General features: G+C 71.0%; 23 protein-coding genes and 2 tRNA genes. 17 read left to right on the top strand and 8 right to left on the bottom strand.

Annotation, left to right across the window (positions count from 1 at the left end):
- Positions 1-10 precede the first annotated feature (10 nt).
- Genes FHR33_RS14560 through FHR33_RS14580 form a run of 5 tightly spaced genes read left to right on the top strand, consistent with a single transcriptional unit; the run spans position 11 to position 4,838 of the window.
- The gene (locus FHR33_RS14560; protein WP_183647270.1) at positions 11-1,519 is read left to right on the top strand and encodes an ABC transporter substrate-binding protein; all 1,509 of its coding nucleotides are present in this window, start codon (positions 11-13) and stop codon (positions 1,517-1,519) included.
- Positions 1,519-2,478 carry an ABC transporter permease gene (locus FHR33_RS14565; protein ID WP_183647273.1) on the top strand — a complete coding sequence of 320 codons (960 nt, stop codon included), beginning with the start codon at positions 1,519-1,521 and terminating at the stop codon, positions 2,476-2,478. The genes FHR33_RS14560 and FHR33_RS14565 overlap by 1 nt, the downstream gene beginning before the upstream one ends.
- The gene (locus FHR33_RS14570; protein ID WP_183647276.1) at positions 2,475-3,281 is read left to right on the top strand and encodes an ABC transporter permease; all 807 of its coding nucleotides are present in this window, start codon (positions 2,475-2,477) and stop codon (positions 3,279-3,281) included. Before FHR33_RS14565 ends, FHR33_RS14570 begins: the two co-directional genes overlap by 4 nt.
- Entirely contained in the window at positions 3,278-4,204 is a 927-nt protein-coding gene (locus FHR33_RS14575) for an ABC transporter ATP-binding protein (RefSeq protein WP_312895540.1), read from the top strand. The genes FHR33_RS14570 and FHR33_RS14575 overlap by 4 nt, the downstream gene beginning before the upstream one ends.
- A complete protein-coding gene (locus tag FHR33_RS14580) occupies positions 4,188-4,838 on the top strand; it encodes an ABC transporter ATP-binding protein (protein WP_183647279.1) in 651 nt (216 codons plus the stop codon). Before FHR33_RS14575 ends, FHR33_RS14580 begins: the two co-directional genes overlap by 17 nt.
- A gap of 41 nt (positions 4,839-4,879) precedes the next feature.
- On the opposite strand, the gene FHR33_RS14585 is transcribed toward FHR33_RS14580, so the two are convergent.
- Both FHR33_RS14585 and FHR33_RS14590 read right to left on the bottom strand, forming a co-directional pair.
- Positions 4,880-5,644: a class II aldolase/adducin family protein gene (locus tag FHR33_RS14585; RefSeq protein WP_246451860.1), complete on the bottom strand. Its 765-nt coding sequence runs from the start codon at positions 5,642-5,644 to the stop codon at positions 4,880-4,882.
- 159 nt (positions 5,645-5,803) lie between these two features.
- A tRNA-Ala gene (locus tag FHR33_RS14590) sits at positions 5,804-5,876 on the bottom strand.
- Positions 5,877-5,993: 117 nt separating this feature from the next.
- On the opposite strand from FHR33_RS14590, the gene rpmG reads away from it, so the two are divergent.
- Positions 5,994-6,158, top strand: coding sequence for a 50S ribosomal protein L33 (rpmG, locus tag FHR33_RS14595; protein WP_183647285.1), 165 nt, complete (start codon positions 5,994-5,996; stop codon positions 6,156-6,158).
- The gene (locus FHR33_RS14600; RefSeq protein WP_183647288.1) at positions 6,155-6,400 is read left to right on the top strand and encodes a type B 50S ribosomal protein L31; all 246 of its coding nucleotides are present in this window, start codon (positions 6,155-6,157) and stop codon (positions 6,398-6,400) included. The genes rpmG and FHR33_RS14600 overlap by 4 nt, the downstream gene beginning before the upstream one ends.
- An 81-nt stretch (positions 6,401-6,481) precedes the next feature.
- Here the strand turns inward: FHR33_RS14600 and FHR33_RS14605 are convergent, their stop codons facing one another.
- A complete protein-coding gene (locus FHR33_RS14605; protein WP_221241101.1) occupies positions 6,482-7,948 on the bottom strand; it encodes a vWA domain-containing protein in 1,467 nt (488 codons plus the stop codon).
- A 95-nt stretch (positions 7,949-8,043) separates the two neighbouring features.
- Between FHR33_RS14605 and FHR33_RS14610 the strand changes: the two genes are divergently transcribed.
- The 5 genes from FHR33_RS14610 (at position 8,044) to FHR33_RS14630 (ending at position 13,154) form a co-directional block, all read left to right on the top strand.
- A complete protein-coding gene (locus FHR33_RS14610; RefSeq protein WP_183647294.1) occupies positions 8,044-9,819 on the top strand; it encodes an asparagine synthase-related protein in 1,776 nt (591 codons plus the stop codon).
- A gap of 83 nt (positions 9,820-9,902) precedes the next feature.
- Positions 9,903-10,880, top strand: coding sequence for a helix-turn-helix domain-containing protein (locus FHR33_RS14615; protein ID WP_183647297.1), 978 nt, complete (start codon positions 9,903-9,905; stop codon positions 10,878-10,880).
- Positions 10,881-11,004: 124 nt separating this feature from the next.
- Positions 11,005-11,757: a YndJ family protein gene (locus tag FHR33_RS14620; protein ID WP_183647300.1), complete on the top strand. Its 753-nt coding sequence runs from the start codon at positions 11,005-11,007 to the stop codon at positions 11,755-11,757.
- 7 nt (positions 11,758-11,764) lie between these two features.
- Positions 11,765-12,271 carry a DUF1990 domain-containing protein gene (locus FHR33_RS14625; protein WP_183647302.1) on the top strand — a complete coding sequence of 169 codons (507 nt, stop codon included), beginning with the start codon at positions 11,765-11,767 and terminating at the stop codon, positions 12,269-12,271.
- 94 nt (positions 12,272-12,365) lie between these two features.
- Positions 12,366-13,154: an alpha/beta hydrolase gene (locus FHR33_RS14630; protein WP_183647305.1), complete on the top strand. Its 789-nt coding sequence runs from the start codon at positions 12,366-12,368 to the stop codon at positions 13,152-13,154.
- Here FHR33_RS14630 and FHR33_RS14635 read toward each other — a convergent pair.
- Complete coding sequence (locus FHR33_RS14635; protein WP_183647308.1) at positions 13,142-13,534, bottom strand: DUF3224 domain-containing protein; 393 nt, start codon at positions 13,532-13,534, stop codon at positions 13,142-13,144. The genes FHR33_RS14630 and FHR33_RS14635 overlap by 13 nt on opposite strands.
- Positions 13,535-13,569: 35 nt before the next feature.
- Positions 13,570-14,358 (bottom strand): LLM class flavin-dependent oxidoreductase, encoded by a 789-nt coding sequence (locus tag FHR33_RS14640; RefSeq protein WP_183647310.1) that lies wholly within the window; start codon positions 14,356-14,358, stop codon positions 13,570-13,572.
- A 134-nt stretch (positions 14,359-14,492) separates the two neighbouring features.
- On the opposite strand from FHR33_RS14640, the gene FHR33_RS14645 reads away from it, so the two are divergent.
- The 3 genes from FHR33_RS14645 (at position 14,493) to FHR33_RS52585 (ending at position 17,233) form a co-directional block, all read left to right on the top strand.
- Positions 14,493-15,227, top strand: coding sequence for a hypothetical protein (locus FHR33_RS14645; RefSeq protein WP_183647313.1), 735 nt, complete (start codon positions 14,493-14,495; stop codon positions 15,225-15,227).
- A gap of 91 nt (positions 15,228-15,318) precedes the next feature.
- Entirely contained in the window at positions 15,319-16,014 is a 696-nt protein-coding gene (locus FHR33_RS14650; RefSeq protein WP_183647316.1) for a class I SAM-dependent methyltransferase, read from the top strand.
- 7 nt (positions 16,015-16,021) lie between these two features.
- On the top strand, positions 16,022-17,233 hold the full coding sequence (locus FHR33_RS52585) for a glycosyltransferase (protein ID WP_183647319.1): 1,212 nt from the start codon (positions 16,022-16,024) through the stop codon (positions 17,231-17,233).
- A 189-nt stretch (positions 17,234-17,422) separates the two neighbouring features.
- On the opposite strand, the gene FHR33_RS14660 is transcribed toward FHR33_RS52585, so the two are convergent.
- Positions 17,423-17,929 (bottom strand): tetratricopeptide repeat protein, encoded by a 507-nt coding sequence (locus FHR33_RS14660; protein ID WP_183647321.1) that lies wholly within the window; start codon positions 17,927-17,929, stop codon positions 17,423-17,425.
- 290 nt (positions 17,930-18,219) lie between these two features.
- A tRNA-Ala gene (locus FHR33_RS14665) sits at positions 18,220-18,292 on the bottom strand.
- Positions 18,293-18,361: 69 nt separating this feature from the next.
- Here FHR33_RS14665 and FHR33_RS14670 point away from each other — a divergent pair.
- A complete protein-coding gene (locus FHR33_RS14670) occupies positions 18,362-19,261 on the top strand; it encodes an RNA polymerase sigma-70 factor (RefSeq protein WP_183647324.1) in 900 nt (299 codons plus the stop codon).
- A 4-nt stretch (positions 19,262-19,265) separates the two neighbouring features.
- Here the strand turns inward: FHR33_RS14670 and FHR33_RS14675 are convergent, their stop codons facing one another.
- Complete coding sequence (locus tag FHR33_RS14675) at positions 19,266-20,198, bottom strand: DUF8094 domain-containing protein (protein WP_183647327.1); 933 nt, start codon at positions 20,196-20,198, stop codon at positions 19,266-19,268.
- Positions 20,199-20,389: 191 nt separating this feature from the next.
- Between FHR33_RS14675 and FHR33_RS14680 the strand changes: the two genes are divergently transcribed.
- Positions 20,390-21,619, top strand: a complete 1,230-nt coding sequence (locus FHR33_RS14680; RefSeq protein ID WP_183647329.1) for a right-handed parallel beta-helix repeat-containing protein — start codon at positions 20,390-20,392, stop codon at positions 21,617-21,619.
- Positions 21,620-21,642 lie beyond the last annotated feature (23 nt).

Here is a 21,642-nt window from a genome sequence, read left to right on the forward strand (position 1 = left end):
AGTCAGCCACATGCTCTCGCGCCTGTGGCCGGCCGCGCTGGTCGCCGTTCTCGCTCTGACCGCCTGTTCCGCACCCTCCACCGCCCCGGCCGCTGACGACGCCTTCGTCATCGCGATCAGCTCGGAGTTCGAGACCCTGGACCCGGTCAAGGGCTACGCGCCCGACGGCGGGTCCATGATGTTCGACGGCCTCATGACCAGGAGCGCCGACCTCACGCTCAGGCCCGCGCTGGCGACCGCCCCTCCCGTCGTCTCGGCCGACGGCCTGAGCGCCGTCTTCACCCTGCGCCAGGGCGTGCGCTTCCATGACGGCAGGCCGCTGACGGCCAAGGACGTGGCCTACACCTACACCTCGGTCAAGGGCTCGCCGATCGGCGGCGACTACGAGGCCATCGACACGGTCACCGCCAAGGACGACCACACGGTGGAGTTCAGGCTGAAGCACGCCTACGCGCCGCTGACCCAGCGCACCACGCTCGGCATCGTCCCCGAGGGCGGCTTCCCCGCCGGCAAGCCGATCGGCACCGGGCCCTACACCTTCGTCTCGTGGACGCCCGGCGACAAGGTCGTCATGACGGCGAACAAGGACTACTGGGGCGGCGCCCCTGCGATCGGCAGGGTCGTGGTGGCCTTCGCCGCCGACGACAACGTCAGGGCCACCCGCCTGGCCGCCGGCGAGTTCGACGCGACGATCCTGCCGCCGAAGGCCGCGGCCAGGTTCGAGAACCAGCGGGGCCTCAAGGTCTACAAGGTCGACAGCGCCGACTACCGCGGCATCATGTGGCCCTTCAAGCAGAAGGTCACCGGCGACGTGGCGATCCGCAAGGCGATGAGCCTGGCCATCGACAGGCAGGCGATGGTCGACACGATCCTGGCGGGGGCGGGCAAGCCCGCCTACGGCCCGGTCTCCCCCGACACCGTCTGGCACAACCCCTCGGTCACCGGCAGGACCGACCCCGAGGCGGCCAGGAAGCTCCTCGACGAGGCTGGGCACAAGCCTGGCCCCGACGGCATCAGGGCGAGCTTCACGCTGATGTACCCGGCGGGCGACTCGCTGCGCAAGGAGCTGTCCCTGGCCGTCGCCTCCGACGCCAAGAAGATCGGCATCGACGTGAAGCTGGCCGGACTCGACTGGGACGCGATCGAGCCGCGCATGGCCAGGGACGCGCTGATGATGGGCTACGGCAGCCCGTACGACCCCGACTACGTCAACTTCGAGCTCTTCCACTCCAAGTTCGCGGGACAGGGCTTCTTCAACCCGGGCCACTACGACAACCCCAAGGTCGACGCGGCCCTGGAGAAGGGCAGGGCCAGCACCGACCAGGCCGTGCGCAGGCAGGCCTACCAGGACTTCCAGCAGCTCGTCCACGACGACGAGGCCTGGACCTACCTGGCCTTCCTCAAGCACGTCTACGTCATCCGCGGCGACTACCAGGGCGTCACCCCCTCGGTCGACGCCCACGAGCACGCCACCGGCGGGCTCTTCCGCGACCTGCACACCTGGAAGCCCGCCGCCTGATGCTGAGAATCGTGCTCTGGCGGCTGGCCTTCGCCGTGCCGCTGCTGCTGGCGGTCACCGCCGCGATGTTCGCGCTGGCCGCCAACTCCCCCTTCGACCCCGTCCGCCAGTACCTCGGCGACCGCGCGATGGTCACCTCGCCCGAGGTCGTCGCCAGGATCAGGGCCGAGTGGGGCCTCGACAGGCCGCTGCTCGAGCAGTACGCCACCTGGCTCGGCAACCTCTCCTCAGGACAGCTGGGCGAGTCCCACTCCTTCAACAGGCCGGTGCTCGACGTGATCCTCGAACGCCTGCCGTGGACGCTGCTCGCCACCGGCTGCGCGATCGTCCTCATGCTGGCCGGCAGCCTGGTCGTGGGCACGCTGGCCGCCTGGCGCAAGGGCTCGGCGCTCGACAGGATCATCACCGGTGGCGCGCTCGCCAACGAGTCGGCGCCGGTGTTCTGGCTGGCGCTCGCGGCGATCTACGTCTTCGCCGTGACGCTGCGCTGGCTGCCCGCGGGCGGGCTGACCGACGCGGGCTCCACGACGCTCGACCCGCTCGACGTCGCCGCCCACATGGTGCTGCCGGTGACGGTGCTGGCGATCTCGCAGTCGTCCTGGCTCGTCCTGTACGTCAGGGAGTCGGTCATCGCGACCCTGCGCGAGGACTTCGTGCTCGGCGCCAGATCGCGCGGACTGCGGGAGCGCACCGTGGTCGTCAGGCACGCGCTGAGGGCGGCGCTGCTGCCGTTCCTCACCCTGCTCGGGGCGCGCGTGCCCGAGCTGGTGACCGGCGCGATCCTGGTCGAGACCGTCTTCTCCTGGCCCGGCGTCGCCTCGGCCACCGTGCAGGCGGCGCTGTCCGTGGACTTCCCCCTGCTCGCCGTGCTCACCCTGCTCGGCACGCTCGCCGTCGTCGCGGGCAACCTCCTGGCCGACCTCGCCTACCGCATCGCCGACCCTCGGACCGCCTCATGAGAACCGCCGCCTTCGTCCTGGTCGCGCTCGGCCTGGCCGTCCTGCTGGTGCCGCCGATCTTCCAGCTCGACCAGCAGCTCGTGGACCTGCGCGCGGCGGGCCTGCCGCCCTCGCCCGCCCATCCTCTCGGCACCGACGAGGTGGGCCGCGACGTGCTGCTGCGCTGCGTGTACGGCCTGCGCGTCTCCTTCCTCGTCGGCCTGGTCGCCGCGCTGGTCAGCATGGTCATCGGCGGCACGCTCGGCCTGGCGGCCGGCAGCGCGGGCGGCCTGGTCGACAGGCTGCTGATGCGGGTGGTCGACGGCTTCTCCTCGCTGCCGCACCTGCTGCTCGGCATCTTCATCGTGGCGATGTTCGCGCCGAGCCCGGTGGCCGTGGTCGTCTCCGTGGGCATCACCCACTGGACCTCCGCCGCCCGCATCGTCCGCTCGGAGGTGCTGTCGCTGCGCGGGCGGCCCTTCGTGGAGGCGGCCATCTCGGGCGGCGCGAGCCGCTCCCGCGTGATCTACCGGCACCTGCTGCCCCACCTGGTGCCGCATCTGCTGCTGGCGATGGTGCTGATGGTGCCGCACGCCATCTGGCACGAGACGGCGCTGAGCTTCCTCGGCCTCGGGCTGCCGCCGCACCTGGCCTCGCTCGGCAACATGATCAACGACGGTCAGCGCTCGCTGCTGGCGGGCAACTGGTGGTCCAGCCTGGCGCCCGGCCTGTTCATCCTGGCTCCCACGCTGGCGGTGTCGGTGCTGTCGCAGCGCTGGCGCGACCGGCTCAACCCTCGGATGCGATCGGAGCTCGCGCTGTGAAACTCGAGGTCACGGGGCTCACGGTGAGCTTCTCCATCCCAGGGGCGACCGTCCGCGCGGTCACCGACGCCTCCTTCTCCGTACGGCGGGGCGAGTGCCTGGCGCTGGTCGGCGAGTCGGGCTGCGGCAAGTCGGTCCTGGCCCACGCGCTGCTCGGCCTGCTGCCCGGCAACGCGCGGGTGTCGGGGCAGGCGATGCTCTCCTCCGAGCTCGACCTGCTGTCGGCCTCGCCCGCCGTCCTCGCGGGCAGGGTGCGTGGCAGGCAGATCGGGCTGATCCCGCAGAGCCCCGCCACGCACCTCACCCCCGTCCGCACCGCGCGGGCGCAGCTGGAGGAGGCCCTCGAGGAGCTCGGCTCCACCAGGAGCGCGGCGGAGCTGGCGGAGCGCTTCGGGCTCGCCCCCCGCGACCTGGACCGCTACCCGCACGAGCTCTCGGGCGGGATGGCCCAGCGGGTGGCCAACGCGATCGCGCTGGCGGGCGACCCCGAGCTGCTGATCGCCGACGAGCCCACCAGCGGGCTCGACAGGCCGCTGGTGGAGCGGACCATGGCGGTGCTGCGCGAGCTGTGCGAGGAGGGCAGGGCGGTGCTGGTCATCACCCACGACCTGCGCGCCGCCGCGCAGGTCGCCGACCGGCTCGCGGTGATGTACGCCAGCCGGCTGGTCGAGGCCGGCCCCGCGGCCGAGCTCCTCGACCGGCCGCGCCATCCCTACACGGCCGGGCTCGTCGCCGCGCAGCCCGACAGGGAGTTCGTCGCCATCGCGGGGATGCCGCCCGAGCTGACCGCGCTGCCCGAGGGCTGCGCGTTCGCGCCGCGCTGCGCGCACGTCACGGGGGCGTGCGCGCGGCAGCCGGCGATGAGCTCGGGAGTGTCCTGCCACCATCCGCTCAGGGAGGCCGCCCATGCTCAGGGCGCATGACATCACCGCAGGGTACGGCAGGCGCCCCGTGCTGTCGGGCGTCTCGCTGGAGGTGCCGCCAGGACGGACCGTGGGGCTCGGCGGGCCCAGCGGCTGCGGCAAGTCGACGCTGGCCAGGGTGCTGTCGCTGATGATGCGGCCCACCTCGGGCGAGGTGTCGATCGACGGCGCCGTCGTGTCGCGGTGGCGCCAGCGCGCGCCCCGCTCGCTCAGGACCAGCGTGGCGCTGCTCTACCAGCAGCCCAGGACGGCCGTGGACCCGCGCATGACGCTGCGCGAGATCATCGCCGAACCGCCTGCGGCCGCGGGACGGCGCTCGCCGTCCCTGGTCGCCTCGCTGGCCGGCGAGGTGGGGCTGACCGGCGACCTGCTCACGCGGCGGCCCCACGAGGTGTCCGACGGACAGCTGCAGCGGGCCTGCCTGGCCAGGGCGCTGACGCTGGAGCCGCGCTACCTGATCTGCGACGAGATGACCACGATGCTGGACGCGTCCACGCAGGCGCACCTCGTGGCGGTGGTCCTGGCCTATCAGGCGCGGACGGGGGCGGGCGTCCTGGCGATCAGCCACGACCGGGTCCTGCTGGACCGCTGGGCCGACTCGACCATCGCCTGGACCGCCCAGCCCACCGTCTGACCGTCATTCGGGAAACGCGACGGGGAGGGCGCGAGGAAGACTCACTCGAACAGGTCGGGCTGCTCCCGGATGATCTGGTCGTGGAGCGGCTGGTAGTTGATCCACCCCACCAGGTCGTTGCCGATCTGCTGGTGGGTGAGCTCGGCGTTCTCGTGGGAGATCGGCACCACCTGCCCCGCCGCCTTGGCCACCAGCTGGACCTGCGCCGACCGCTCCATGGTGATGAACCACCACGCCGCCGCGTCCACCGTGGCCCCGACCGTCAGCAGGCCGTGGTTGCGCAGCACGACGGCCTTGTGGGAGCCGAGCGCCGCGGCGATCCTCTTGCCCTCCTCGAGGTCGGTCACCACGCCCGTGTAGTCGTCGAACAGCCCGTTGTCCTGGTAGAAGGCGCACGCGTCCTGGGTGATCGGCTCGATGGTCTGGCCGAGCGCCGACAGCGCCCTGCCGTACACCGAGTGGCTGTGGGCCGCGGCGACCACCTCGGGCCTGGCCTGGTGGACCTGGGAGTGGATCGCGAACGCGGCCTCGTTGACGTGGTAGCGGCCCTCGACCACCTTGCCCTCGTGGTTGACGAGGATGAGATCGCTGACCCTGACGTGCTTGAAGGACATGCCGAACGGGTTGACCCAGAAGTGGTCGCTCAGCTCGGGGTCGCGGGCGGTGATGTGTCCCGCCACCCCCTCCTCGAACCCGAACCTGCCGAAGATGCGAAGCGCCGCTGTGAGCCGTTCCTTGCGGTGGCGCCGCTCCTCCTCCACGGTCTCGAAGGTGGGAGGAAGACGAAAGATCAGATTCTCGGACATAACAATATTCTGTGAGGAGACCACCATCGGCCGCCAGACCGCGCCGGAATAGAAAAAGGCCGGTGAGAGTTTCACCGGCCATGTCAGTCGCGATGGAGCTGAGGAGACACGGGCTTTTGACCCGCTCCCTGCCATCGACGCTGCTGCTTTACCAAACGGTGGAGCTAAGGAGACTCGAACTCCTGACCCCCTCCATGCCATGGAGGTGCGCTACCAACTGCGCTATAGCCCCTTTGCGCTCTCGGCGCGGAGCCAGTCTATAGGACTTCAGCAGTACTCGGTGACGGGAATGAACGCCGCCCCACCATGGTTACAATGAAAACCGTTTTCAACCGCAAGGAGGCGTCAGATGGCCAGGAACGATCAGCGGCCGGTGATCAAGCTTCGATCCACTGCGGGAACGGGTTACACCTACGCGACCACCAAGAGCCGCAGGAACGACCCCGACCGGCTCGAAGTGCGCAAGTACGACCCCATCATCCGTCAGCACGTCACCTTCAGGGAGGAACGATGAAGAAGGGCATTCACCCCGAGTACCGTCCGGTGGTCTTCAGGGACGCGAGCGCCGACTACGCCTTCCTGACCAGGTCGACCGCCGTGAGCGCCAAGAGCGTCGAGTGGACCGACGGCAACACCTACCCCGTCGTCGACGTGGACGTCTCCTCGGCCAGCCACCCGTTCTACACCGGGCGCGGCCGCGTGATCGACACCGCGGGCCGGGTCGAGAAGTTCAAGCAGAGGTACGGCAAGAGCTGACCCTGGCGGCACACCGCGCGCACGCCGACGCCGGGCGGGAGCACTCCCGCCCGGCGTCGGCGCGTTGCAAGGCCCGAGCCGTCACCCGATGGAAGCCGCCTTGGTGATCAGCCTGGCCAGCTCGCTCACCGCGGCGTCCTCGGTGGCCGAGGCGAGCCTGGTGGCGTGCGCTCCCAGCTCTCGGAGGTCGAGCCCGAACGCCTCCCTGTCGCGCAGGTGGAGCGCGAAGGCGGCGGCCACGACGTCCACCTGGAGCCGCGAGGACGTGCCCTCCCACAGCGCGTCGCCGAGGTCGGCCGACTTCACCGACGCGCTCGCCTCCGCGGGCGTGCGCGTGTCGGGCTCCTGCCAGCGCACGGTGGCCGAGGCGAGCTGGCCCGACGCTCCCGGGCGCAGCTTCACCGCGTAGAGCGCGGTCACCGAGTGCCCAGGACCCACCTCTCCGCCGTCGCGCGCGTCGTCGCGGAAGTCCTCGGTGGCCATGGCGCGGTTCTCGTAGCCGACGAGGCGGTAGCTCTCCACCGCCGAGGGGTTGAAGACGACCTGCGCCTTGGCGTCACGGGCGCGCAGTTCGAGGGTGGCGGGCAGGCGCTCGACGAAGACCTGACGGGCCTGCTCGACCGTGCTGACGTAGACGGCCGCGCCGTCGCCGTTGTCGGCCAGCTGCTCCATGAGCTCGTCGCCGTAGTCCCTGCCGACGCCGACCGACAGGAGCGTGATCTGCCTGCCCGCGTGCTCCTTGACCCTGTCGAGGATGGCCTGCCACGCGGTGCTGCCCGTGTTGGCCAGGCCGTCCGACAGCAGGATGACGCGGTTGGTGGCTGCGGGACGGAAGGCGCGCGCCGCCTCCTCGTAGCCGGTGACGAGCCCGTCCTCCAGGTTGGTCGAGCCCTCGACGGCGAGCCTGTCGACGGCGGCGTGCAGGTCGGCGCGGGCGGTCAGCGGAGTCATGGAGGCCACCAGCCGCGCCGCGTCGCTGAAGGAGACGATCGAGACCTGGTCGCCGGGGGCGAGCTGGTCGACCAGCGTGTGCAGGGCCTGCTTGACCAGGTCGAGGCGGCCGGGCTCGGCCATGGAGCCCGACACGTCGACCACGAACGTCAGGTTCGCCGGACGCCTGGACGCGGCGTCGGCGGCTCTGGTCTGCAGACCGACCCTGAGGACGGCGGTGTTCCGCTCGGGCATGCGCGCGCCGTCGACCTGGACGGTGAACCCGTCGTCGCCGGGCTGGGCGTAGTCCTGGCGGAAGGAGTTGACGAACTCCTCAGGCCTGACCCGCGCGGGCTCCGGCCACCGTCCCTCCTCGAGGGTACGGCGGGCATAGCCGTAGGAGGCGGTGTCGACGTCGAGCGCGAACGTCGACACCTGCGCCGTCTCGGTGTCGTTCTCCCTGCCCTCCTCCGTGGCCACGGGCGGCGACGAGGCCGAGGGCTTGGACGCGGGAACGGGCGCCGCGCGGTCGTGAGCGTTCGGTCCCGAGCCTCCCGGCCCTCCGCACGCGGCGAGCACGACCAACAGCGCGACCACTACTAATGGGCGAAATTTCATGGCAACCACCTCCATCGGGTACGACGGGACCGTTGGAGGCAGTGGCCGGGCTCTTGACTCAAGCGAGTACAAACCGTGTTCGAGGCGTGATAGGCATGGGTGCCGTGCGTGTCTATCTGGGTCTGGCCGCCAAGGGCCGAGACATTCCCCCGCAGGCTCTGGCCACCGCCCGAGAGGCGATCGAGAGCGCCTTCCCCGTGCCCGCCGAGGTGATCAGGGCCGACGAGTGGCACGGTGGGGGCGTCTCGCTGTTCGGCTGGAGCAACGAGCCCGACGACTCCCGCCTGCCCAGGCTGCTGCACCCCGACGGCGGCAGGATCGTCGGGGTGAACGGCCACCTGGCCGACCCCGCCGACGTGAGCAGGCTGCCTGACGACTCGATCGGCGGCGCCTTCTCCGCGTGGATCGCCCGTGACGGCGAGCTGACCGCGAGCACCGCGATCAACAGGGTCTGCCCCGTCTTCTACGCCGAGACCGCCGACCTGCACATCGTCGGCAGCAGAGCGCTGCTGGTGCATCTGCTCGCCCAGCGCGCCGACAGGATCGACTTCGACGTGCTCGCCCTGCAGACGATGGTCCGTCAGGGCTTCTTCCTGTCCGACGAGACGCCCTACAAGGGGGTGTCGGCGCTGCGCCCCTCCACGACGATCGCGATCCGTGGCGGGAGCCGTACGATCAGCGAGACCCCGCTGCCGGTGGCGGGGCCCGCGCCCGACTCGCCGCGGTTGAAGAGGGCGGCGATCGGGGAGCTGGCCGAGGCGCTGCTGGCCACGGTCGAGCCGCTCAGGAGCGCGCCCGAGCCGGTCAACCTGGCGCTGACGGGCGGGCGGGACACCAGGATCCTGGCGGCGCTGCTGCACGCGGCGAAAGTGCCGTTCAGGGTGACCACCAACGGGCTCGACACCCACCCGGACGTGATCCTGGCCAGGCGGATCGCCGCGGCGCTGAAGGTCGAGCACACCGTGATCGCGCCGCCGCAGACCGCGGCCAAGGACGCGGTGCTGGTCGAGCACCCGCTGGAGCGGGCCTGGGAGACGCTGCGCACCTGCGAGGGCATGACGTCGGCCTACGAGTCGATCGTGGGCTACCTGCCGTACTCGGGCAAGCCCACCATGTCGGGGCAGAGCGGAGAGACGCTGCGCGCGGGCAGCCTCAACCTGCTTCAGACCGACCTCGGTGACAAGGCGCTGCTGCGCCGGATCAACAACACCTTCTACAAGGACGAGAAGCTGTTCACCGCCGAGGCCAACGAGCACGCGCGCGAGCTGGCCAAGCCGTGGCAGGCGCGCGAGAACCGGCTGGAGGCGCTCGACCACATCTACATCTGGTACAAGGTCGGCAGGTGGCAGGCCAGCGCGCGGGCGGGCGCGCTGCGCAGGGGCGACCCGGTCAGGCCGTTCCTCGACAACAGGGTGGCGAGGGCCGCGCTCTCCCTCGACCAGGGCTGGCGCCTGTCCGAAGAGGTGATCTACACCCTGATCCTGCGCTTCGCGCCGCAGCTCAGGGAGGTGCCGATCGAGGGCAAGCCGTGGCGGTTCACCGACGGGCTGAAGAAGAGGTGGCCGTGGTCGCACGTGCCGCCGCCGTCGATGCCGACCCAGAAGAGCGGCGGAGGCTGGAGCTGGCGGACCAGCCCGGGCCCCGACCTGACCGCGGTGCTGAGGGAGCAGGTGCTCGGCAGCCTCGACGCCCTCGCGCCGATCGTCAACCCCGACGAGGTGCGGGCGCTGTTCGCCGACCCCGTGGTGAAGAAGCCGGGCACGGCCTGGCACCTCTACACCGTCGCCGCCATGCTCACCGGCCTCTACCCAGGCAAGCGACCTGAGGGGCTGGAGCAGATCACGGTGTCCAGGCCCGATCCAGGCCGCTGACTGTCAGCACGCGGTCGGGCGCGCAGGCGTCCATGGCGCTCGGCGCGCCGGGTCCCGCACACGCGGCGGATACGATCCGGTTCATGCTGGTTCCGCCGCCCTCCCGTCTGCCCACGGTGGCCGCGCTCGCCTTCGACGGCATGTCGCCCTTCGAGCTCGGCTGCGTCGTGGAGATCTTCGGCCTGTCCAGGCCCGAGCTGCGGGTGCCGTGGTACGACCTGAAGGTCTGCGCGGAGGGCAACGAGCCGATGCGGGTCGTCGGAGGGTTCAGCATGCGGGCCGAGCACGGGCTCGACGTGCTCGCCTCGGCGGACACCGTGATCGTGCCGGGCGTGGCGGACGTGCGCGCCCCCGTCTCCCCCGCGCTCGTCGCGGCGCTCAGGCAGGCCTTCGAGAGGAAGGCCAGGATCGTGTCGATCTGCTCGGGGGCCTTCGCCCTCGCGGCGGCCGGCCTGCTCGACGGACGCGAGGCCACGACCCACTGGAAGTACGCCGACCTGCTCCAGCGGCGCTTCCCCGAGATCCGCGTCAACCCCGACGTGCTCTACGTGGACGGCGGGCAGATCCTCACGAGCGCGGGCAGCGCGGCGGGGCTCGACCTGCTGGTCCACCTCGTACGCACCGACCACGGGGCGACCGTCGCCAACGCCGTCGCCAGGCGGCTGGTCATCCCGCCGCATCGCGACGGCGGGCAGGCGCAGTTCATCCAGGCCGCGGTGACGCCGGTCGGCGAGGACGACGCGGTGGCCAGGGCGATGGAGTGGGCGCTGGCCCACCTGAGCGAGCCGATCAGCGTCGCCGATCTGGCGAGGATGGCCCACATGGCGGAGCGCACCTTCGTCAGGCGATTCAAGGCCCAGACCGGCACCTCTCCGCTGCGATGGGTGATCTCCCAACGGGTGGCCGCGAGCCTGCCGATGCTGGAGTCGACGGGGGCGCCGGTGGAGGAGATCGGGGCCGCGGTCGGCTTCGAGAGCCCTGTCACCTTCCGCCACCACTTCACCCGCGCGATGCGCACCTCTCCCTCGGCCTACCGGCGCGCCTTCAGCGCAGCCCGCTGAGCTCCCCGCCGCCGAGCCCTTCCACCGCCCTGAGCGCCTGGCGCGGGCCTTCGCGCCGGGTCGTCTCCTCCCGTGTTCCCGCACTGATGTACAGTCGATTTGAACACGTTCAAAAGGAGGCGACGTGACCCCCCTCATCGGCGCGATCGTCACGCTGGGCATGCTGGTCGTCATCCCCATGGGCCTGCGGCTGCTCGGCGTGCGCGCCTGGCCGTTCCTCGCGGGCGCGCTGCCGGGGGCCCTGTCGCTCTGGCTGCCGCGCGGGCCCTTGGCGGTGGCGCTGGCCGTCTGCTACGGCCTGGCCACCCTCTACCTCGCCTTCCACGCCCTTCCCCGGCTGCGCAGGCCCGACCCCGTGCAGCTGGCCGCGGCCACCGCTCTGGCGACCCCCTCGGTCGCCGCGCTCTCGCTGATCGCCGAGCGGGCCGGCTACCACCTGCTCGGCTACACGCCGCACATGCTGGCGCTCACCGTCGCGCACTTCCACTTCGCCGGCTTCGCCGCCGCGCTCGTGGCGGGGCTCGTCGGCAGGCAGGCACGCTCGGGCGCCGCCGCGCTGACCGTCCCGGCAGGGACACTGCTGGTGCTGGGCGGCTACTTCGTCGGCGACTGGGCCGAGCTGGCCGGTTCCGTGGTGCTGACGGCGGGCATGTGGTGGGTCGGCTGGCTGGCCTGGCGCAGCTTCCGCGGCGTGTTCCTGCTGACGGGCGCGGTGCTCGTGGCGTCCATGCTGCTGGCACTCTCCTGGGCGGTGGGGCAGGCCGCCGGCCTCCCGCACCCCTCGATGGAGCTGATGATCGCCACGCACGGCGTCGGCAACGCGTTCGGTTTCGCCCTCTGCGCCGTCGCCGCGTTGCGGCGGCTCGACCCTTTGTGAGGCGGTCATGGAGTTCACCTATCCCGACGTCGGCGCGACCCTGACGGGCGACCTGCCCGCCGGATACACCCACCTGCGCCACTCGCGCGTGCTGCGCGTCCCCTTCGAGGAGGCCGCCGAGGCGCTGATGACCTGGCAGGTACAGCATCGTCTCGGCATGCGCCCGCTGCCGTCCGCGCCGCGCGTCGCCCCCGGCGTGAAGGTGACCGTCCACCTGGCTGTTCTGAAGGCGCCCTGCGGGATCGTCTGGGTGATCGAGGAGCAGGACCGCGCCGGATGGGCGTACGGCACGCTGCCGGGCCACCCCGAGAGCGGGGAGGAGAGCTTCCTGCTCGAACGGCTTCCCGACGGCAGGGCCAAGGTGACCATCACCGTGTTCAGCCGTCCGGGGAGCCTGCTCACGCGTTTGGGCGGGCCGCTGGTCACGCTGACACAGCGCCTCTTCCTGCGGCTGTACGCCCGCGCGTTGGACCTTTACGCCAAGCCCGCGGACGACAAGGATCAGAAGATGTGACCTACCGCGCACTGGAGGAGACCAGGATCGATCCGGTCGTGCCCGCGCGCGCGGCCGTCCTCGGGGTCGCCGTGGCCCGGTTCGTCGGGCCGGCGTGATCAAGGCCGCGCTCTCCGTCCTGGCGGTGGCCGCCGTGCTGCTGGCGCTGATCTGGGTCTTCCAGCGCCGGCTGATCTACCTGCCCGACCCGACGCCGCCGCCTCCGGCCGGCGCGGTGCTGCCAGGCGCCCGCGATGTCGCCTTCACCACCTCCGACGGCCTGCGCCTGTCCGCCTGGCACCTCACGGGCGGCGGGCGCGGGGTGACCGTCCTGGTGGCGGGCGGCAACGCGGGCAACCGCCTCCACCGCGGACCGCTGGCCTCGGCCCTGCACCGTGAGGGCTTCGACGTGCTGCTCATGGACTACAGGGGCTACGGCGGCAACCCGGGCTCCCCTTCGGAGGAGGGCCTGCTGCGCGACGCCAGGGCGGCCCGCGCCCTGGTGAAGGGTCCCGTGATCTACTTCGGCGAGAGCCTGGGCGCGGCCGTGGTCACCGCGCTGGCCACCGAGGACCCGCCCGACGCCCTGGTGCTGCGCTCCCCCTTCACCGACCTCGCCGCGGCCGGCCGCCACACCTACCCGTTCCTGCCGGTGGGCCTGCTGCTGTGGGACCGCTTCCCCGTCGCGGCACCGCTGGCGTCCGTGCGGGTGCCGACCGCCGTCGTGTACGGCTCCCGCGACACGATCGTCCCGGCCGCGCTGAGCCGTACGGTGGCGGCCTCGGCGGCGGGACCCGTGACCGAGGTGGAGGTCGAGGGCGCGGGGCACAACGACAGGGCCCTTCTCGACGGGCCCGAGCTGATCGCCGCCGTGGTGTCCCTCGCCCCTCCTCAGAGCTCATAGTCGAGGATGTAGGAGTGTGAGCCGTCAGGGGCGACGAGGATCTGCATCCGGCCCCGCAGGCCCGTGAGCCCGCCGGTGCCCGACCCCGGCACGACCGCGCACACGAGGGAGTCCTCCCCCTGGTCGCTGACGGCGTTGTGCTGCAGGACGAACGTCCCCTCGCGGCCGCCCAGCGCGCACGAGACGCGCTCCATCGCCACGTACGAGCGGGAGTCCTCCCTTTCGGAGGACGAGACGATCATCGTGACCGAGCTCGACCCGGCCAGATCGCCCTCGAAGGTCTTGCTCAGCGTGACGAAGGCCAGCGCGGTGCCGTCGGCCACGTCGTAGGGCTCCTGGGGGGTCCAGCCGAAGGTGACGAAGGTTCCTTTTGCGTTCATGGCTCCATCCTCCGCCCCGTACCTGCCATCCTGTGTCAGGTACCGGTGAGCCGTTCCACGACCGGCGCGAACGCCTCCATGTAGTCGGCGTTGATCGAGACGTAGGAGACGCCGAGCCGGTCCCTGCGCTTGCGCAGCGTCTCGGCCATCTCCTCGACCGAACCGGTCAGGATGCCGGTGCCACGGGGCTCGCCGCCGATCTGCCGCAGCAGCCAGGGCGGCAGGTCCTCGCCGACGGCGGCCAGATTGGCGTTGATCTCCAGCTGGGGGAACCTGTCGGCGGCCAGCTCGTAGAGCTCGTCCAGCTTGGCGGCCAGCTGGTCCTCGCTCGCCTGGACGGGCATGGCGAGCGTGACGATGTCGGCCTTCCGCGCGGCCAGGCGGAGCGCCCGTGGCCCTGCGGCGGCGACGAGGATCGGCACCCCCTCCACGGCGTCGATGGTCTCGGCCAGACGGGAGACGCGTTCGGAGGGCGTGCCGTGCAGGAGCCCGAGCCTGGAGGTGTCGGCCTCCGCGCCGGGACGGCCTGCGCCGAGCCCCAGCTCGAACCGGCCGTCGGACAGCGTGCGCAGCGTGTTGGCCTCCCACGCCACCTGGCCAGGGGTGCGGTTGGGCGCGCTGAGCACGTACGTGCCGAGGCGCAGCGTCGTGGTGACGGCGGCGGCGGCTGCCAGCGAGGGGAACGGCGCGAACGTGCCGAGCGTGTCGGGAACCAGCAGCGTGGCGTAGCCGAGCCGCTCGGCGCGGCGCGCCAGGGCCGTCCAGCTCTCGCCGCCTGGCGCGTTCCCCGCGACGACGCCGAATCTGAAGGGGCGTGTGGTCATGCCTCCACGATCTACCGGCGGCCGCGGGCCTGGCGTCACCCTGGGGTTGCTGGTGCGGGTACTCCTGTGGGAGGAGCGGGGTGCCTCCACGATCGACGCTGCGGTATCCCGAAGGATCGGCATAATGACCGACCATGTATGACATCGCGGCCTTCGCGGCGTCGATCGCTCCGGTGATCGACGCCGTGCACATCGACGTCCACGCCGTCGGACGCCAGGCGGGGGTGGAGTACGTGCGGCGCTCGGGGCTGCGGCCCGGCTTCCTCATCGACCAGCGGTACGTCCTCCCGCTGCGCCCGCTGACCAGGGCGGGTCTCGCCGCCGTCTACAGGTACGGCACGGCCGCCGAACGCGACGCCGAGGTGGCCGACCACCTCTCGCAGGGAACGCTGCGCGAGGACGGGCACGGCGGGCTCCACGCGACGCCGGTCACGCTGGCCTTCGTCGAGGGGCTGTACACGCTGCACGAGCAGGCCACCGCGAAGCTGTGGAGCGGCCGTGAGGAGCTGGTCGGGGAGGTCGGCGAGCTGGTCGGGCGGCTGCTGGAGACGGCGGAGCGGGTGCGAGGCGGGGCGCTGGAGGCGATGGCGCCGCCGTACGAGCCTGAGGGGGTCTCGGCCGGGGTCGCGCTGTTCAACAGGCTCGCCGCCTTCCGCTATCACCGGGCCGACGCGCACGCGGCGGCCCTGGCAGGCGGAGGGGCTGTCCGCGCGGGAGATCTCCCTGCTGCGCGAGGGGCCGGTGTGGGAGAGGGTCGAGCGGGAGACCAACCGGCGGGCGGCCGGGCCGTACGCGCTGCTGGGTCAGGACGACAGGCGGCGGCTGATGGACGGACTTCTCACGCTGTCGAGGTCTTGAGCCGCCCATGAGCCGCGCCCCCTGGCCTGCGCCGCGCCGAGCCGTCAGGATGCTCCTGGACACGGACGAGGTTCCGTCGGGACAGTCGCACCAGGGAGAGCCATGGACGCCACCGAGATCCAGCGCGCGGTCGAGTTGGAGGACCGCCACTGGTGGTACCGGGAGCGGCGCGCCATCCTCGCCCGCGAGCTGCGCCGCATCGGCCGTCCCGGGCGCGCCCTCGACGTCGGCGCGGCGGGCGGCGGCAACACCAGGGTCTTCAGGCGCTACGGCTGGAGCGCCCTGGCCGCCGACTACTCCGACACCGCCGTCGCCTACGCCAGGCAGCGCGGGCTCGAGGCCATCAAGGCCGACCTGCGCTGCCTGCCCCTGGACGACGCGGAGTTCGACCTGGTCACCGCGCTCGACGTGCTCGAGCACATCGACGACGACAAGGCGGCGGCGGCCGAGATCGCCAGAGTGCTCAAGCCAGGCGGCACCGCCTTCGTCGCCGTGCCGTGCGACATGCGGCTGTGGTCGGCGCACGACGTGGCGCTCGGCCATCACCGCCGCTACACCCGCGAGGAGCTCCGGCTGCTGATCGAGGGCGCGGGGCTGGTGATCGAGCGGCTGTGGAGCTGGAACGTCCTGCTCAGGCCGGTGGCCGCGATCCGCAGGCGCAAGGCGACCGGCTGTGACCTGGAGGAGCTGCCAGGCCCTGTGAACCTGGCGCTGTCGGCCGTCGTGATGGCCGAGCGCTTCCTTCCCGTCTCGTCTCTGCCGGGCGTGTCGCTGATGGCGCGCGCCCGGCGCCGATGAGGCGGCCGTGACCGCCGCCGTCGAGGGGGTCCCCTTCGTCCCCGACAGCGCCACCAGGACCGTCACCGTCGACATCATCATCCCCGTGCTGAACGAGGAGCGCGCGCTGCCCCGGTGCGTGGAGACGGTGCACCGCTTCCTCAGGGAGTCCTTCCCGCTGCCGTGGCGGATCACCGTCGTCGACAACGGCAGCACGGACCGCACGTGGGAGCTGGCCACCGACCTCTCGCGCCGCCTGGACGGCGTGGCCGTCATGAGGCTGGACCAGCGGGGCAAGGGCGCGGCGGTGAAGGCCGGCTGGACGGCGAGCGGCGCCGACGTGGTCGCCTTCATGGACGTGGACCTGTCCACGGGGCTGCACGCGCTGCTCCCGATGGTCATGGCGGTGGCCTCTGGCCACTGCGAGGTGGCCATCGGCAGCAGGCTGCTCGACGGCGCGCGCATCAGGCGCAGCTTCCGCAGGGAGGTCATCTCCAGGGCCTACAACAGCCTTCTCAGGGTGGGGTTCAGGGCCGGGTTCACCGACTCCGCCTGCGGGTTCAAGGCGGCGAGGGCGGAGGTGATCCGCCCGATCCTCGCCAGGGTCGCCGACGACGAGTGGTTCTTCGACACCGAGATGCTGCTGATCGCCGAGCACAACGGCGCACGGGTGCGCGAGGTGGCGGTGGACTGGGTGGAGGGCACCGACTCCAAGGTCGATCTCTGGCGGACCGCCCTGAGCGACCTGCGCGGACTGGTCAGGGTGTCGAGGGCGATCTCCTCCGGCGCTGCCACGGTGGAGATCCCGCAGGTGCCCGGGCTCGCGCCCGCGCGTCCCCGGCCCTCGGCGGACGGGCCGAGGGCCGAGGGCCTGCGCAAGGTGGTCACGTTCGGGCTGGTGGGGCTAGCCTCCACCGTGGTGCACGCCGGCCTCTACCTGCTGCTGCGTGCCGGCATGGCGGCCGAGGCGGCCAACCTGTTCGCGCTGGCGGCCACCGCGGTCGTCAACACCGAGGCGAACAGGCGATGGACGTTCAACAGGGGCGCGGGCAGAAGGGCGGTCGTGCACGCCAGGGCGGGCCTGCTGTTCCTGCTCAACTTCGCCGTCACCACCGCCGCGGTAGTGGTCGTGGGCGCGGGTGTCCGCTGGCTGGAGGGGCTGGCGCTGGTGGGGGCGTCGATCGGGGTGACGGTGATCCGTTTCACCGTGCTCGACCGCTGGGTCTTCCGCTCCCGCTGACCTCCCTCGACGGTCAGCTCAGCCCCCGGCAGCCGCTCACACACGCCCTGGCGCCGCCGGCTGGTCACCCCCGGACTCGTCGACGGCCTCGCGGCCACCCCGCCTCCCTCAGGGAGTAGGCCACCGACCATCGCGATCGGTGGAGCCAACTTGATCTCAACCGGTGATCCAAGGTCGCATGAGAGAGCGTTAGAGGTCGAGGAGTCGCAGGGCCGCTTGACTGCTCGCGATCAGCTCGGGGTCGCCTTTCGCCATACGCAAAGCCAGGGCCTCATGCAGCACCTCGCGCGCCTCCTGTCTGCGACCCAGGTCAACGAGGGTCCTGCCGAGATGCTGGAGCGCGAAGGACACCATCTCGGGTACCTCCTTCCTGGCCAGGTCGACCATCTCGCGGCAGAGAGTCTCCGAGGTCGCCATGTCGCCTGAGTAGCGGTAGGCGTCGGCCAGATTGATCGACGCCGCGATCCTCCTGCCGCTCGTGTCCGCCAGATCGAGCGCACGGTTGAGGTGATCGATCGCGTCGCCATGCTCGCCCAGAAGCAGCAGTCCCACCCCGAGCGCCCGCGTCGTGGTGTAGTCGGCGGGGTCCTGCGCGCGGGCCGAGTTGACGAGCGTGGTGAGCCGATCGCGGTCGCCGGGGACCATCCGTTGCCGCTCGTCGTATGTGATGAGCTGGTTGATTTCCTGGAAGAGCACAGCCGAACAGTAGGGTGCGCGTTCATGGGGAGCAACGGCGAGCCAAACAGCGAGAGTGTTCAGTGACGGGCCACCAGCGTGGCGCTTCGAGGATGGTGCGGTCGGCCGGATACACGGCACACCCCGCGTCAGCTCCGACGACCCCACAGAGCCGATCGCCCCGCTCCTGCACGTCACCAGGGCCGGAAAACGCAAGAGCGGCGGCGTCATCACTGACACCGCCGCCACAAGCACTTCGGCGCTACTCGCCACTGCTCTAGATGAGCCGTGTTTGAGTAACCGCCTTTGGGTGGAGCTAAGGAGACTCGAACTCCTGACCCCCTCCATGCCATGGAGGTGCGCTACCAACTGCGCTATAGCCCCGTGCAACGTTGGTTAGTGTAGCCGAATCCGCCGCTCACCACGAATCGAAGCATGTGCCACTCTCGGGGCATGACTACGGAGATTTTCCATGAGCACCGGGTCCTGCTGGTGGGGGTCGCCTACCGGATTCTCGGCAGCGCCGCCGACGCCGAGGACGTGGTGCAGGAGGCCTGGCTGCGCTGGTCGGGGGTCGAGCACGAGAGCGTCGCCGACCCCAAGGCGTACCTCATCAGGGTCACCTCCCGCCTGGCGATCGACCGGTTGCGGTGGGCGCAGTCCCGGCGGGAGTCGTACGTGGGCCCGTGGTTGCCCGAGCCGATCGTCACGACGCCCGACGTGGCCGAGCGCGCCGAGCTCTCCGACTCGGTGGAGCTGGCGCTGCTGGTGGTGATGGAGAGGCTGTCGCCGCTCGAGCGGGCGGTGTTCGTGCTGCGTGAGGCGTTCGACCTGCCGTTCTCCGAGATCGCCGAGGTGATCGGCAGGTCGGAGGCGGCCACCAGGCAGTTGGCCAGGCGCGCCAGGGAGCACGTGCAGGAGGGCCGGCCCAGGTTCGACGCCGACAGGGTGCGGCGCAGGGAGATCACCGAACGGTTCATCAACGCCGCGACGAGCGGGGATCTCGAGGGCCTCATGGCGCTGCTGTCCGACGGCGTGACGCTGGTCGGGGACGGCGGCGGCAAGGCCAGGGCGCCCCTCAGGGTGCTGGTGGGCCAGGCGAAGGTCGGCCGCTTCCTCACCTCGGCCGCCTCGCCGAGCGACATCCACAAGTTCATGGGCTCGATCGGCGTGGAGGAGTACGCGGAGCTGACCTTCGAGGTGGCCTCCTTCAACGGCGGGCCCGCAGCCGTGATCAGCACCGCGGGCCGGGTGGTGACGGTGATCTCGCTGGTGGTCGTGGACGGCAGGATCGACACGATCTACCTCATCGCCAATCCGGAGAAGATGGCCCATCTCCATCAGGCGTCCTGACCGGCTAGGCGTACCAGTCGCCGGCGATCTCCTGGATCGACTTGCTGCCGCCCCGCACGTACGCGCCCAGGGTCAGAACCTGCGTGATCGACTGCGGGTCGTTGAGGAGGCTGAAGACGTAGAAGGAGCCGCCGTCCCTGGTGTGGAAGCCGTACGGGCGGGTGAAGGAGTCGTAGCCCATGTACATGCCCTTGGAGACCCGAGCGAAGGCGCGGCGGCTGTAGTTGTCCTTGGCCAGCCGGTAGCCGCTCCTGCCCGCCTTCTCGTTGGTGGAGTAGTTCCAGAAGGTTTTGTACTCCTGTGCGATGGTCGTGCCCGTGCCGATCGGGGCGGCGGTGACGTAGCCGTCGGCGTCCAGCTTCGGCGCGGGTATCCGCTGGCCGTAGTGCAGCGGGGTCTTGGCGGCCAGCTTGAAGGACTCGCCCTTCAGCCGCGAGAAGGCCAGGATGTGCGCGCGGTCCTGGCCCTGGTAGGTGGCGTGGAGGAGGAACCACTCGACGCCCTCGGGCTGCTCGCTCGGCACGTAGTAGGTCTGCCTGCCGGTCAGCCTGATCGGCTTGCGGGCCCTGTTCTTCTGGCCGTCCTCCACGTGGCCCTTGTCGAGCACGATCTCGTGCCGCATGCCGTCGGCGAACAGCGTGTCCCTCTTGTCGTCGTCGTCCCACCAGTCGCGGTCCTTGACGGTCTTGTTGTGCTCGGCCAGCCAGCCGGCCGCGGCCTGCCTGGCCTGCTGGACGGTCAGCCGGGCGGGCGAGGGAGTGGGGCTCGGCGCGGGAGTGGAGGACGCGGGAGATGGCGAGGACGGCGACGAAGGCGAGGCCGAGGGCGCGGGAGAGGGGGAGGCCGGCGCGGCGGCCCGCTGGGCGACGATGCTCGGCACGACCGTGCACCCGGCGAGGCTCACGGTCAGGACGGCGGCGAGCGACGCCTTGCGCATGTACTCGATCCCCTTCGCAAAACTATGACAAATGACAACGAAGGACACCGTACCGGACCATCTACCGGGTTCCATGCGGTACCGGCCTCCTGGCGTGCCAGGCTGATCATCACGGGGGCATGCGGGACACGGGGATCCTGCTGCGGTTCGTGCCCTCCTGTCATCTGACTCGGTCGCGAAGGGGGCATCACATGCCGCAGTTAAGAAGCCGTCTCGTCGTGGGCGCCGCCGCCCTGGCGGTGGCGGCCACCGGCGTCACGATCCTCATGCCCATGGGGACGGCCTCGGCCGCCAGGTTGGAGGCCACCTGCGCCAACACGCTCGACGACGCGAAGACGCTCCAGGCCGCGATCGACTCCTCCAAGGACGGGGACGAGATCGTCGTCAAGGGCCCCTGCCTGGTCAACGCGACGATCAGCCTGCCTGGCCGCCGCACCTTCCGCGGCGACTCCAAGGCGGGGACGGTCATCAAGCAGGCCGACGGCGCCAACCTGCCCGCCCTGCTGGCCTCCGAGGGGTGGGTCAAGAACTTCGACACGAGCGACGACACGCTCCGCGTCGAGCGCCTCACCATCGACGGCAACCGCGACGCGAACACCGGCACCGTCGCCCTGATGCTGCGTTCGTGGAACGCCAGGATCTACGACATCGACGTGTACGGCGCGCCGTCCGACGGCATCCGCATCAGCAACCCGTCGAAGGACGGCGTCATGCTGCGCAACACCATGGTGAACAGCGTCATCAGCGACGTCTACATCGCGGGCGCGGTGGAGGCGGGCCTCAGGGTGGTCGACCCCGGCAACTCCGTCACCGACTGGACCTTCCAGCGCTCGTGGATCGGCTTCAGCGGCACGCACGCCATCCAGAGCGACAACGCCGCGGGGTGGACCTTCAGCGACCTCCACCTGTACGCGACGCCCAAGCACGCCATCGACGCCCACCGCTGCTTCGGCACCTCGATCCACAACAACTACATCGAGGACTTCGGCGCGGAGAGCAAGGCGAACGAGACCTACTACGGCATCCGCTGCGACCTGCAGGGCGAGGCCAACACCACCATCACCGCCAACAGGATTCACAAGTTCCTGCCGCCGCCGAACGGGCTGCAGGAGCTGACCAAGGCGTGGAAGCTGAGGGCGGCGCCGCCCGAGCGCAGGCGCGACACCGCCGCCGGGCCGCTTCCCGCCGACGTCGACTTCGTCTACCTGGCCCTGGACGGCGTCAACTACGGCACGGGGCACGCCGCGGTGACGGGCAACACCATTCTCGGGCACGGCACGAAGCGGGAGACGGGCCTGCTGTTCACCAAGGGCGACGGCGAGGGCCAGGCGATGTCCGTCGTCTCCACCGCCAACCTCGTCGACAACGTCGGCACCCCTCGCAGGATCGGCCCAGGTGTGAGGCTGCGCAGGAGTTACTGACCCGGCGCCGACCGCCTGTCGAA

Source organism: Nonomuraea dietziae, assembly GCF_014195505.1.
Taxonomy (GTDB): Bacteria; Actinomycetota; Actinomycetes; order Streptosporangiales; family Streptosporangiaceae; genus Nonomuraea; species Nonomuraea roseola.